The following is a 12,109-nucleotide window of genomic DNA, read 5'->3' as shown; positions in this document are numbered from 1 at the left end:
AGCGGGACCAACCAGATAGTTTTCAGCCTTGTCCGACACCCCTTATCCGATCGATCTCGACAGCATTCGCGGCGCGTTTCCGCCGGGCATCGAAGCGCCTCCGCTGCTGGTCGACTTCGCCGCCTGGCTCAAGGGACGCCCCTGGGGCAGCGTCGGCTGTTTCTCCCTGCTGGGCCAGTTCTCCGATTCCGCGCCGATTGTCGACGGCAGTCCCTTGCGCGACAGGTTTTCGCTGTTCATGCGGCTGCCTGACGGGTCGGCCGTCGGCGGCTGGTATGGCGCCGGCCTCGATCGTGACAATCCGCCGATCGTGGGGCTGGGCTCCGAGGGCGATTACGAGCTGCTCGCGCCGAGCCTCGACGGGTTGCTCGCCAAACTGACGTCGCAGCGATTCGACAAGGCCTGGAGCGACCTGCTGCCGCATGACGAGGTCGAGCCTCAAACGGTCGAGCTCGCGCAATGGCTTGCCGGACAGCCGGCCGCCGGCGACAGCACGGCGTGTGATGACGGTGCGCCTGATATGCCCGACTTCCGTGGCTTCATGGAAAAATGGAGCCGGGATCGCGAAGATTATTGGGCCAATCACCGCTTGATGGCCGAACTCGGCTGGCGGCTTGCGGCGCATCTGCCGAAGGGCAAGAAGCCCTGGGACAAGACGCATTTTGAAGTGGCGATCGTCGGCAAGCAGTACGAGGCGCGCGTCCTGTCGCGCGGTCCGCAGCCGTTCGAGGAAGCCGCCTCGATCGAATCCCTGCTGCGGGACTTGCGCGAGGAGATGCGCCGCGCGCAGCCCGAGCTTGGCCTGTGGTACGCGATGAAATTCGGCCTCTATGCCGATGGCCGCGTCATGCCGACCTTCGAATACGATGTGCGCCCGACCATCCACGGCGAGGCGGCGCTGCTGGCCGAAGCGAAGGCCGATCTCGCCCGCGCACCGCGCCCGGAGCGCTGGGTGCCGAAATGGCTGGCGTGACAGCATCCACAACATCATTGCGAGCGTAGCGAAGCAATCCAGACTGTTCCCGCGGAGGGATTCTGGATTGCTTCGCTACGCTCGCAATGACGGAGGGTGTCAGAACCCCGCGACGCTGCCGTGCAGATCGTACTGGTCGGCGCGCTCGATCTTCGCGGTGACGATCTCGCCGACGCGCAACGGGCGGCGGCTCGACAGATACACCGCGCCGTCGATCTCCGGCGCATCGGCCTTGGAGCGGCCCTTGGCAACGGTCGGGCCGACCTCATCGATGATGATCTGCTGGCGCGTGCCGACCTTGCGTTTCAGCCGGCGCGCGGAGATCTTCTGCTGGCGGGCCATCAGCGCGTTGTAGCGCTCCTGCTTGACCTCTTCGGGCACCGGGTTCTCGATCGCGTTCGACGTCGCACCCGCAACCGGCTCGTATTTGAAGCAGCCGAGGCGATCGATCTCGGCTTCATCGAGCCAGTCGAGCAGATAGGCGAAATCGGCATCGGTCTCGCCGGGGAAGCCGACGATGAAGGTCGAGCGCAAGGCAAGATCGGGACATTCCTCGCGCCAGCGCTTGATGCGCGCCAGCGTCTTGTCCTGTGCCGCCGGGCGCTTCATCGCCTTGAGCACTTCGGGGCTCGCGTGCTGGAACGGGATGTCGAGATAGGGCAGCACCTTGCCCTCGTTCATCAGCGCGATGACTTCGTCGACATGCGGGTAGGGGTAAACATATTGCAGCCGCACCCACGCGCCGAGTTCGCCGAGCTCGCGCGCGAGGTCGAGAAATTTGGCGCGGACCTGGCGGTCCCTCCACGGGCTCTCGGCATATTTGAGATCGACGCCATAGGCCGAGGTGTCCTGCGAGATCACCAGCAGCTCCTTGACGCCGGCGCCGACCAGGCGCTCGGCCTCGCGCAGCACGTCGTTGGCCGGGCGCGAGACGAGGTCGCCGCGCAGCTTCGGGATGATGCAGAAGGTGCAGCGGTTGTTGCAGCCCTCGGAGATCTTCAAGTACGCGTAGTGGCGCGGCGTCAGCTTGATGCCCTGCGGCGGCACCAGATCGAGGTGCGGATTGTGCGCCGGCGGCAGCGCGCGGTGCACGGCGTCCAGCACGCTCTCATATTGCTGCGGGCCGGTGATGGAGAGCACGCCGGGATAGGCCTCTTCGATCTGCTCGGGCTCGGCGCCCATGCAGCCGGTCACGATCACCTTGCCGTTCTCGGCCATGGCCTCGCCGATCGCCGAGAGCGATTCCTGCTTGGCGCTGTCGAGGAAGCCACAGGTGTTGACGATGACGATGTCGGCCCCGTCATGCTTGCGGGCGAGCTCGTAACCTTCCGCGCGCAGGCGCGTGATGATGCGCTCGGAATCCACCAATGCCTTGGGGCAGCCGAGTGACGTGAATGAAATACGCGGCGCTCTGTCCATATCGCCTGGGACCTATTCAGCTCAATTGTTCGGATTTGCGATCCAAGTAATTGATCCGATGGTGAAATTCAACAACTAACGTGCGCGGTGCGATGCTAAAGCAGTACTCACGGAAATATGATGCGATCGGCCAGTAGCTAGGGAGGTGGAGGTGTCGACTAACTGAGGGCCCCCTGATGGTGGAAGCTAGTTCCGATCGAGCGAGTGGCGAGCCGAGATAAATTGCTCGAACGTGCACGTTTTAGTTGTTGTTCTGTTTCTTGCCTTGATTCCATGGAGCTTTACTGCGATGCGCCGTTTCATCTTCGGCCTGGCTTTCGTTACCGTTTCCTGCGGCGCGATGTTTCCGGCGCGGGCCGAAGTCGACAAGATCATCCATGTCTGCGACCGGCAAGAACGAATGTGTCCGGAATTCAGGCCACGCGTGAACGCACCTGATGGGTGGGTGAGAGACGAGGCCGCGAGTCTCAAGTACGGCGCCTCAATGTTCGTGCCTAACGGGAAGAGCTTCGGTAAAGCCGAAGCAATCATCTATGCCGAAGGCAGATACAACAAGGATCGGACCGAATTGGTCCAATGGATCGCAGCCGGCGATCGGGATTGGACGACGACATCCGGCAAGAATGCCAAGATCACCACGCTTCCCTCGGTCAACCCGAAGGTCATCATCAACCGCTACGACAATCCGTCCCTGAAGGACCAGCCGATCGAAGTCATCGCGCATTACGCCGATCTCGACAAGGACGGCAATTCTTACGTCGTGCGGCTAGCGGTCTCCGGCCTCAACGAGACGGCGGTGCTGGCCGCCGTGCCACTTCTCGACAAGATGATCGTTGGCGCGAAGATTCCCTGAGGGCACAAGCCCAGATGACAGCCGCCTTCGGGCGGCTTTTTCTTTTGGGAGCAGCGCGGGTCGAAAAGCATACATTCGTTGTCTCGGGAGCACCCGAGCGACACGAAGCTGACCTTGGGCGCAGCCGTGTGATCCATATCTGATCTGCCTGATGGACCTGCCGCAGCTAGTCCCAATTGCCCATAATTACAACCCTTTGCAGGGCGATCCGGCGTGCTATGGATGAATCACCTGCCGTGAGTGAGCTATGAGCGCCGAACAGTCGCCCAAAATCGTGATCGTCGACGAAAGCCCGATCCGGGCCGCGATCCTGGAGGAAGGATTGCGGGAGGCCGGATTCACGCAGGTCGTCCATATCCGCGAGATGCAGAGCCTGCTCGCCCGTATTTATGCGGTCGACCCCGACATCATCCTGATCGATCTGGAAAACCCCAGCCGCGACGTGCTGGAGGCGATGTTCCAGGTCAGCCGCGCCGTGAAGCGGCCGATCGCGATGTTCGTGGACCAGAGCGATTCAGCCTCGATCCAGGCCTCGGTCGAGGCGGGGGTATCCGCCTACATCGTCGACGGACTGAAGAAGGAGCGCATCAAGCCGATCCTCGACCTCTGCGTGTCCCGCTTCAACGCTTTCGCCAAGCTGCAGGAGGAGCTGGAGCGCACCAAGTCGCAGCTCGAGGACCGCAAGATCATCGAGAAGGCCAAGGGCATTCTGATGAAGGTGAAGGGCCTCACCGAGGACGAGGCCTATGTGCTGCTGCGCTCCACCGCGATGCGCGAAAAGAAAAAGATCGGCGAGATCGCGCAGTCGATCATCACCGCGTCGGAGATGCTGAAATGACCGCTCCCCTCCGTATCGGATTCATCCCGCTGGTCGATGCCGCAGCCCTGATCGTCGCCGTCGACAAGGGCTTTGCCGCTGCCGAGGGCCTCGACGTCGAGCTGGTGCGCGAGGTGTCCTGGTCCAACGTCCGCGACAAACTCAATATCGGCCTGTTCGACGCCGCGCATCTGCTCGCGCCGGTGGCGATCGCGTCCTCGCTCGGGCTCGGCCACGTCAAGGTGCCGATCGCCGCGCCCTTCAATCTCGGCATCAACGGCAATGCGATCACGGTGTCGCCGGCGCTTCATGCCGCGCTGATGCAGGAGGTCGACGGCGACCGTTTCGATCCGCTCGTGACCGCCAAGGCGCTGGCGAAGGTCGTTGCCATCAGGCGCAAGGCGGGGGCCGAGCCGCTGACCTTCGGCATGACCTTTCCGTTCTCGACCCACAATTACCAGCTGCGGTTCTGGATGGCGGCGGCCGGCGTCGATCCGGACGAGGATGTCCGGCTGGTGGTGCTGCCGCCGCCTTACATGGTCGACAGTCTCGCCAACGGCCATGTCGATGCGTTCTGCGTCGGGGCGCCCTGGAATTCGGTCGCGGTCGATCTCGGCATCGGCCATATCCTGCATTTCGTCTCCGACATCCTGGTGCGCGCGGCGGAGAAGGTGCTGGCGGTTCGGCAGGTCTGGGCCGACAAGCACCCGGACGTGGTCGCTAGCCTGGTGCGCGCGGCGGTGAAGGGCGCCGAGTTCATCGAGAGCCCTGCGAACCTGACCGAGGCCGCGCAGATCCTGGCGCAGCCCGAGCGGATTGGCGTCGATGCCGAGGTGATCAAGCGCTCGCTCACCGGGCGCCTGAAGATCTCGCCCGAGGGCGAGGTGCGCGAAAGCGGCCGGTACCTTCTGGTCGGGCGTGAAGGGGCAGGGCGCCCGGAGCCGGTCCAGGCGGCCTGGCTCTACGCGCAGATGGTGCGCTGGGGGCAGACGGCGCTGACCCCTGATGGCGTCAAGACGGCGATGGCCGTGTTCAGGCCCGATCTTTACGATGCCGCCGTCGGCCAGCGGCCGCCGCATGAGGCTCCTGCAGCGTTCGGGGCATTCGCAGGGCCAACCTTCGATGCCGGAGACATCCCGGGGCATCTGAGGGCCTTCGAAGTGGGGCGCTGGAAGGCCTGATTCGACGCTGCATCGTTTTTGGGCGCTACTGATTATCGTCCAAATTTTAGGCTGACTGCTCGAATTTCATGAGAGCGTCCAACCCGGGATTTTCCCGGGAGTTCTTCTATGTAACTGAAATAACAACATTTTTCATTTCCTCAAAGCTGGCACGCAACTTGTATGTTGCACTGCGGCCAGCTTGTCACAGGTGCCTGCTGAGCCGAGTCCCGCAGCAACGAAGCTGATCGGACCGTTGGGTGACAAAGCCGGCTCTTTGGGCCAGCCGAGTTCCTCGCGGGTCGCGCAAATGTCCGTCGATGCCACCGAGGTGGCCGCAGGAGCTTCGTTACCGACCATGAAAATCGATACGCTCGCAGTCGACTTCACCGACGAGCAGAAACGCTACCTCGAAGGCTTCACGACCGGTTTGCAGATCAGCCGGGTCGGACGCGGCCTCGGCGGCGGTGGCGCCGGCAAGGCGAATGCCGAGCCGACCGGTCCCGATGCCGTGCACCTCAAGGCGCAGGACAAGGTCATCGCGTCGGGCAAGAAGCTCAACGACCAGGAGAAGGTCAAGCGCGACGAGCATCCCTTCGATGCCTATCCGCGGCTGCGCCAGCAGGCCCTCGACAACGCGCCGCCGAGCCCGGCGGACAATTTCCGCTGGCGCTATTACGGCATCTTCTACGTCGCGCCGACGCAGGACTCCTACATGAGCCGCCTGCGCATTCCGAACGGCATCATGAAGCACTGGCAGATGTCCGGCCTAGCCGATCTCGCCGACGATCTCTGCGGCCCGTACAGTCACGTCACGACGCGGGCCAACCTGCAGCTTCGCGAGATCCCGCCGAAGAATGCCATCAAGCTGATCGAGGGCATCCAGGATCTCGGCCTGTGCTCGCGCGGCTCCGGCGCCGACAACATCCGCAACGTGACGGGCACGCCGACCGCCGGCATCGATCCGCAGGAAATCATCGACACGCGGCCCTATGCGCGCGAGTGGCACTATCACATCCTCAACGACCGCTCGCTCTACGGCCTGCCGCGCAAGTTCAACGTCGCCTTCGACGGCGCCGGCAGGATCGCGGTTCTCGAGGAGACCAACGACATCGCCTTCACGGCGTTCGAGGTGAAGGACGGGTTCGGCGTCGAGCCCGGGGTCTGGTTCCGCCTCGGCCTCGGCGGCATCACCGGTCACAAGGATTTCGCGAAATACTCCGGCATCATCGTCAAGCCGGAGCAGGCGACCGCCGTGGCAGACGCCATCGTGCGCGTCTTCATCGAGCATGGCGACCGCACCAACCGCAACAAGGCGCGGTTGAAATACGTGCTCGACGCCATGGGGCACGACGGCTTCCTTAGGCTGGTCGAGGAACGGTTGAAGACGCCGTTTACGCGCGTGCCGGAAGAGGCGTTCGCGCCGCGGCCGGCGGCGGACCGCATGGCCCATATCGGCGTGCACAAGCAGAGGCAGGACGGCCTCAACTGGATCGGCGTGTCGCTGACGCTCGGCAAGCTCAGCTGCGACCAGATGCGGGGCCTCGCCAAGGTTTCGCGCGACCTGGGCGATGGCGAGATCCGCCTGACGGTCTGGCAGAACCTCTTGATATCGGGCGTGCGCGACGAGAATGTCGAGCTTGCCGTAGCGGCGATCAAGCAGATCGGGCTCGCGGTCGAAGCCTCGCATATCCGCGCCGGCCTGATCGCCTGCACCGGCAATGCCGGCTGCCGCTTTGCGGCCTCCAATACCAAGCGCAATGCCGCCGAGATCGGCGACTGGTGCGAACCGCGCGTCGCCATGGACAAGCCGGTCAACATCCACGTCACCGGCTGCCACCATTCCTGCGCGCAGCACTACATCAGCGACATCGGACTGATCGGTGCGCGCGTGCCTGTCAACGATGAGGACACGGTCGAAGGTTATCATCTCTTCACCGGTGGCGGGTTCGGCCCCGACGCCGACGTCGGGCAGGAGGTCTATCACGACCTCAAGGCCGAGGACGCGCCGAAGACCGTCGAGGGACTGCTCAAGGCCTACATGGCCCATCGCTCGTCTCCCGACGAAACCTTCCTCTCCTTCGCGCGCCGCCATGACGGCGAGACGCTGCGCAAGCTTGCCGATGCACAGGTGTCCGCATGAACCAGATCACGCCTCCGCCGAAACTCGATATCATTCCCGCCAGCGCACCGTTTTCGGACGCGCAGCGTTCCTGGCTGAACGGCTTCTTTGCCGGGCTGCTGTCGCCTGAGGTGGCGACGCCGCTGTCGGCAGAGCAGGGCGCCGCTGTCATGCAAGCCGGCGACGGGGACGATGGCGAAGCGCCGTGGCACGACCAGACCATGCCGATCGCCGATCGGATGAAGCTCGCCGAAGGCCGTCCCGTGCGCCGCAAGATGATGGCGGCGATGGCGCAGCAGGATTGCGGCCAGTGCGGCTACAATTGCCACGACTATTCGGAGGCGATCGCGGGCCGCAGCGAAGCACGGCTCAATCTCTGCGTTCCCGGCGGCAAGGAAACCGCGCGGATGCTGAAGTCGCTGTACGAGGAGCTGGACAAGGCGCCGGCCGCCAAGGCGGCTGACAAGCAGGACGCGGTGGCAGCCCCGGCTGTGACCGTGACGATCGCAGAGCCCGGCCGCTCGCGCGACAACCCGGTTGCCGCGACCTTCCTGTCGCGCCGCCTGCTCAACAAGGGCAAGTCGGAGAAGGAAACCTATCACGTCGAGTTCGATCTCTCCGAGAGCAAGCTCGACTACGTCGTCGGCGACAGCTTCGGTGTGTTCGCACGCAACGATGTCGGCCTCGTCGACCAGGTCATCGCACTGCTCGGCGCCTCCCACACCACCAAGGTCAGCGGCAAGACGCTGCGCGAGGTGCTGATCGACGACGTCTCGCTGTCGCCGGCACCGGACTCGCTGTTCGAACTGCTCTCCTTCATCACCGGCGGCGCGCAGCGCGAGAAAGCGCGGGCGCTGGCGCAGGGCGAGGATCCCGATGGCGATGCCGCGACGCTCGACGTCATGGCGGCGCTGCAGAAGTTTTCCGGCACGCGGCCGCATCCCGAAGCCTTCATCGAGGCGCTGGAGCCGCTCCAGCCGCGGCTCTATTCGATCTCGTCGTCACACAATGCGACGCCGGGCAAACTCTCGCTGACGGTCGATTCCGTGCGTTACGTGATCGGCAAGCGCAAACGTATCGGCGTCGCCTCGACCTTCCTCGGCGAGCGCATCGCTGAGGGCGAGAAGCTCAAGGTCTATGTGCAGAAGGCGCACAATTTCGGCCTGCCGCAGGATGCGAAGACGCCTGTCATCATGATCGGCCCCGGCACCGGCATCGCGCCGTTCCGCGCCTTCCTGCTCGACCGCAAGGCGACCGGCGCGCCCGGCAAGAACTGGCTGTTCTTCGGCCATCAGCGCAGCGATTGCGACTTCTTCTACCAGGAAGAGCTCAATGCGATGAAGACGTCGGGTCAATTGACGCGGCTGTCGCTGGCCTGGTCGCGCGACGGCGAGAAGAAGTTCTACGTGCAGGACCGCATGCGCGAGGTCGGCCGCGAATTGTGGACCTGGCTCGCCGACGGTGCGCATCTCTACATCTGCGGCGATGCCAAGCGCATGGCCAAGGACGTCGAGCGCGCGCTGGTCGACATCGTCGCCCAGTTCGGCGCGCGGTCGACCGACGAGGCCGTCAGTTTCGTCGCCGAGCTCAAGAAGACGGGCCGCTTCCAGGCCGACGTCTACTAGGGGCGATGGGCGGGGGTCCAAGGCCCGAGTCCGACTGTCATCCCACCGTCATCCGAGCCGGTTCCAACTGGCTCGGATCTTAACGAATAAGATTCTCGGAACCCGGGCTTCAGAAGAATTTGCGCCTGCGAAGCGGTGTCTCCGGAGAAGGCGCATCGCTATTTCCTCCGCCATCTTGCCTCCCGCCAGGGTTGATCCTTCATAATCCCGCAAATGGGGCGTTGGAGATCGACCATGCGCGAACTATCGGCGGAAGCCAGGCTGCACTTCTACGCGCGCTCGCTCTCACGGCGGACCGGGGCGAGCATGCATCATGTTGGGCTCTACAGCGCCTTCGCCGTCATCGCGGCGATCGTGTTCGGTACGCTCTCGGTGCACCCGTTCTGATCACGCCCCGCGCTTGAACGGCGCGACCTCGATCCCCGCATCCTTCAATGCCTGACGCAAGGTCCGCGCGATCTCCACGGCGCCGTGCGTGTCGCCGTGGATGCACACCGTGTCCGTACGCATCTTGATGACCTTGCCCGTCACCGACACCACCGCGCCATCCTGCACCATGCGCACCACGCGGTCGGCGATCGCCTTGGCATCATGCAGCACCGCGCCGGGCTTCTTGCGCGAGACGAGGTTGCCGTCGTCCTCATAGGCGCGGTCGGCGAACACCTCGTGCACGAGCGGCAGGTTGGCGTCTTCGCCGGCCTTTACCAGTTTTGAATTGGCGAGCACGACGAAGATGAGATTGGGATCGACCGCCTTGATGCCCGCGGCGATGGCCTTGGCGGTCATGTCGTCCTCGCAGGCGACGTTGGAGAGCGCGCCATGCGCCTTCACATGCGTGACCTTGTGGCCGGCGGCGGTCGCGATCGCCTGCAGCGCGCCGATCTGGTAGGCAACGAGGTTCTCGATCTCGGAGGCTTTCAGGCCGGCGATCGGATGCCGGCCGAAACCATGCAGGTCGCGATATCCAGGATGGGCGCCGACCGACACGCCGCGCGCTTTCGCAAGCTCCACCGTCCTGCGCATGATGTCGGGGTCGCCGGCATGGAAGCCGCAGGCGACGTTGACCGAGCTTGCGAGGTCGATCATGGCGGCGTCGTTGCCCATCTCCCACGCGCCAAAACCTTCGCCGAGGTCGCAATTGAGATCGATCGTCTTCATGGGTGCTCTCCGCCTCTGGTCTTGCTGCCGCTTACGGTTCCGCCGTGACCTGCCAGGTGCCGGCATCGACGGCGCTCACTGCATAGCCGGCGACGTTAGCATCGCTGAGTGCTTCGATGTTGAGTTCGACGGTGTCGGAGGAGCGCAGGCGATCGGGCAGGTTGCGGATCGCTTGCGCGAACTTGCGGGCCTCGTCCTGTGCCTCCGCCATGGTGACCTGCTTGAAGCGGAACGCCGTTCCCGCCGAGGTCTGCGCGAGGCGGCCGACATCGGCCGTGATGACGGTTGCGATCTTCGGATAGCCGCCACTCGTGCCGCGGTCCATCATCAGCGCGATCGGCGAGCCGTTGCCGGGCACCTGGATGCTGCCGTTGACGGTGCCGTCGGAGACGATGTTGTGGCCGTGCAGATGCTTGATCGCGGGTCCCTCGAGCCGGTAGCCCATGCGGTCTGAGGTCGCCGAGATCTTCCACTCGCTGCCCAGGAACAGCGCCTTGTTGGCGTCGTCGAACTCGTCGTCCTGCGGTCCCAGCAGCACGCGGATCGGGCCGCTCACCGGCTTCGGCAATTCGATCCGCAGTTCGGGCGCGCCGCTTGCGGCATCGACGCTGAATTCGTCGCCAGCCTGGAGCGGACGCGGGTAGGGGCTGCCGAGACCGGCGCGGGCATTGACCGCGAGGCTGCCGAACACCGGCTCGCCTTTGATCCCGCCTTCGATCGCCAGATAGGTGAACGCGCCGCCGCGGGCAAAGCCCAGCGTCAGCGTCTCGCCGTCCTTCAACGACACCGATGTGTCCATGGCGACGGGGCGCCCCGCAACGTCGGCATTGCGCGGCGCGCCTGAAATGGCGACGCGCACGGCGCCGTCTCGGGCGGTGAAGGTGGCGCCGAACGGGCCGATCTCGACGCTGGCTGCGAACGGCTCGTTGCCGACAAGCGTATTCGCGGCCGCGAGCGACAGCCGGTCCATCGCCCCGCTGACCGTCAGGCCATAGCGCTGCGCGCCGTGGCGTCCGCCGTCCTGCACGGAGCTTGCGGGACCAATGCTGGCGACCACGAGCCGGCTCATGCCGTCACCTGCTCGGCGACGATCTCGCCGGCTTCGGCGGCGCGGTCCTGCTCCTCGAACGTCTTGTGGTCGATGGCGAAAAACGTCACGCGATCACCGGGTTCGGTGAGGAAGGTCGGATTGCGGTGAAGCTGATAGGTTCGCACAGGCGTACGGCCGAGCAGGTGCCAGCCGCTCGGCGCAGCCAGGCACTGGATGCCGGCCTGGATGCCGCCGATGGAGATCGTGCCGGCGGGCGTCAGCAGCCGCGGATTTTGTCGCCGCGACATGTGCAGGGATTTGTCGAGGCCGCTGAGATAGGACCAGCCCGGCGTGAAGCCGATCATGGCGACCTTGTAGTCGCCGCCGACATGCCGGGCGACGATGTCGTCGGGCGTGGTGTTCAGCGCCTTGGCGACATCCTCGAGGTCGATGCCGTGCTCGCCGCCATAGGCGACGGGAATGCGCCAGCGGCGAGCCTTGGCGGCGGGCGGTAGCGGTCGGCTGGCGATCGCAAGCAGCTTTTCGCCGAGCGCGTCGAAACCGATCTGGCCGGGATCGTAGTGCACCAGCAGGGAGCGATAGGTCGGAACGGACTCGGTGATGCCGTCGATCGGGCTTGCCGCGAGCGCCTTGTCGAGCGCCAGCACGCGCTGGTTGGCGTCGTCGTCGATGGTGCGGCTGAACTCGACCGTGACGGCGCTGTCGCCACTGGGCAGAAGGCGGGGCGGGGGAAGCGTCGCGGCCATTGAGCTGTCAAAGCGCTGTCGAAATCGGGCTTCTGGAAAAGCGGGCTCGACCTTGAGTTCCGCCTCACCCTGCTTCGCGTAAATGCGCCCGCAAGTCCAATAAATTAATGCAGGGGGAAGCGATAAAGCCTTGTTATCGCGTCGCATAACAGCCCAGCGGCCCTGCGTTATTGATGCCCTCTTGG

12 protein-coding genes are annotated in these 12,109 nt (G+C 64.6%); 7 read left to right on the top strand and 5 right to left on the bottom strand.

Annotated features, from left to right (window positions below):
* The first annotated feature begins 28 nt into the window (after positions 1 to 28).
* Positions 29 to 973: a hypothetical protein gene (locus RAD15_RS25905; protein ID WP_458181022.1), complete on the top strand. Its 945-nt coding sequence runs from the start codon at positions 29 to 31 to the stop codon at positions 971 to 973.
* Positions 974 to 1,072: 99 nt separating this feature from the next.
* Here RAD15_RS25905 and rimO read toward each other — a convergent pair whose 3' ends face one another.
* Both rimO and RAD15_RS25895 read right to left on the bottom strand, forming a co-directional pair.
* The gene (gene rimO / locus RAD15_RS25900; protein ID WP_458181021.1) at positions 1,073 to 2,392 is read right to left on the bottom strand and encodes a 30S ribosomal protein S12 methylthiotransferase RimO; all 1,320 of its coding nucleotides are present in this window, start codon (positions 2,390 to 2,392) and stop codon (positions 1,073 to 1,075) included.
* 241 nt (positions 2,393 to 2,633) lie between these two features.
* Complete coding sequence (locus RAD15_RS25895) at positions 2,634 to 2,771, bottom strand: hypothetical protein (RefSeq protein WP_458181020.1); 138 nt, start codon at positions 2,769 to 2,771, stop codon at positions 2,634 to 2,636.
* Positions 2,772 to 2,876: 105 nt separating this feature from the next.
* Here RAD15_RS25895 and RAD15_RS25890 point away from each other — a divergent pair, with 105 nt between their 5' ends.
* From RAD15_RS25890 to RAD15_RS25865, 6 genes are all read left to right on the top strand, one after another.
* A complete protein-coding gene (locus RAD15_RS25890) occupies positions 2,877 to 3,245 on the top strand; it encodes a hypothetical protein (RefSeq protein WP_458181019.1) in 369 nt (122 codons plus the stop codon).
* A gap of 247 nt (positions 3,246 to 3,492) precedes the next feature.
* Entirely contained in the window at positions 3,493 to 4,083 is a 591-nt protein-coding gene (locus RAD15_RS25885; protein WP_027559205.1) for an ANTAR domain-containing response regulator, read from the top strand.
* Positions 4,080 to 5,243: a CmpA/NrtA family ABC transporter substrate-binding protein gene (locus RAD15_RS25880; RefSeq protein WP_458181018.1), complete on the top strand. Its 1,164-nt coding sequence runs from the start codon at positions 4,080 to 4,082 to the stop codon at positions 5,241 to 5,243. Before RAD15_RS25885 ends, RAD15_RS25880 begins: the two co-directional genes overlap by 4 nt.
* Positions 5,244 to 5,580: 337 nt before the next feature.
* The gene (locus RAD15_RS25875; RefSeq protein WP_458181017.1) at positions 5,581 to 7,365 is read left to right on the top strand and encodes a NirA family protein; all 1,785 of its coding nucleotides are present in this window, start codon (positions 5,581 to 5,583) and stop codon (positions 7,363 to 7,365) included.
* Complete coding sequence (locus RAD15_RS25870; RefSeq protein WP_458181016.1) at positions 7,362 to 8,969, top strand: sulfite reductase subunit alpha; 1,608 nt, start codon at positions 7,362 to 7,364, stop codon at positions 8,967 to 8,969. The genes RAD15_RS25875 and RAD15_RS25870 overlap by 4 nt, the downstream gene beginning before the upstream one ends.
* Before the next feature lie 234 nt (positions 8,970 to 9,203).
* A complete protein-coding gene (locus RAD15_RS25865) occupies positions 9,204 to 9,356 on the top strand; it encodes a hypothetical protein (RefSeq protein ID WP_014495196.1) in 153 nt (50 codons plus the stop codon).
* On the opposite strand, the gene RAD15_RS25860 is transcribed toward RAD15_RS25865, so the two are convergent.
* From RAD15_RS25860 to pxpB, 3 genes are read right to left on the bottom strand one after another with little or no spacing between them, the layout of a single operon-like run.
* Positions 9,357 to 10,127: a LamB/YcsF family protein gene (locus RAD15_RS25860; RefSeq protein ID WP_458181015.1), complete on the bottom strand. Its 771-nt coding sequence runs from the start codon at positions 10,125 to 10,127 to the stop codon at positions 9,357 to 9,359.
* Positions 10,128 to 10,158: 31 nt separating this feature from the next.
* The gene (locus tag RAD15_RS25855) at positions 10,159 to 11,196 is read right to left on the bottom strand and encodes a 5-oxoprolinase subunit C family protein (protein WP_458181014.1); all 1,038 of its coding nucleotides are present in this window, start codon (positions 11,194 to 11,196) and stop codon (positions 10,159 to 10,161) included.
* Complete coding sequence (pxpB, locus tag RAD15_RS25850; RefSeq protein WP_458181013.1) at positions 11,193 to 11,924, bottom strand: 5-oxoprolinase subunit PxpB; 732 nt, start codon at positions 11,922 to 11,924, stop codon at positions 11,193 to 11,195. The genes RAD15_RS25855 and pxpB overlap by 4 nt, the downstream gene beginning before the upstream one ends.
* Positions 11,925 to 12,109 lie beyond the last annotated feature (185 nt).

The sequence above is a fragment of the Bradyrhizobium sp. 14AA genome (genome assembly GCF_054185205.1).
The sequence above is the reverse complement of the archived record's forward strand: the minus strand, read 5'-3'. Positions and strand labels throughout refer to the sequence as shown.

Bases quoted from the DNA above. Each gene is read 5' to 3' on its own strand.
- RAD15_RS25880 (WP_458181018.1), top strand. From the start codon at position 4,080: ATGACCGCTCCCCTCCGTATCGGATTCATCCCGCTGGTCGATGCCGCA.
- pxpB (WP_458181013.1), bottom strand. From the start codon at position 11,924: ATGGCCGCGACGCTTCCCCCGCCCCGCCTTCTGCCCAGTGGCGACAGC.
- RAD15_RS25870 (WP_458181016.1), top strand. From the start codon at position 7,362: ATGAACCAGATCACGCCTCCGCCGAAACTCGATATCATTCCCGCCAGC.
- rimO (WP_458181021.1), bottom strand. From the start codon at position 2,392: ATGGACAGAGCGCCGCGTATTTCATTCACGTCACTCGGCTGCCCCAAG.
- RAD15_RS25860 (WP_458181015.1), bottom strand. From the start codon at position 10,127: ATGAAGACGATCGATCTCAATTGCGACCTCGGCGAAGGTTTTGGCGCG.
- RAD15_RS25890 (WP_458181019.1), top strand. From the start codon at position 2,877: ATGTTCGTGCCTAACGGGAAGAGCTTCGGTAAAGCCGAAGCAATCATC.
- RAD15_RS25875 (WP_458181017.1), top strand. From the start codon at position 5,581: ATGAAAATCGATACGCTCGCAGTCGACTTCACCGACGAGCAGAAACGC.
- RAD15_RS25895 (WP_458181020.1), bottom strand. From the start codon at position 2,771: ATGGATGATCTTGTCGACTTCGGCCCGCGCCGGAAACATCGCGCCGCA.
- RAD15_RS25885 (WP_027559205.1), top strand. From the start codon at position 3,493: ATGAGCGCCGAACAGTCGCCCAAAATCGTGATCGTCGACGAAAGCCCG.
- RAD15_RS25855 (WP_458181014.1), bottom strand. From the start codon at position 11,196: ATGAGCCGGCTCGTGGTCGCCAGCATTGGTCCCGCAAGCTCCGTGCAG.
- RAD15_RS25865 (WP_014495196.1), top strand. From the start codon at position 9,204: ATGCGCGAACTATCGGCGGAAGCCAGGCTGCACTTCTACGCGCGCTCG.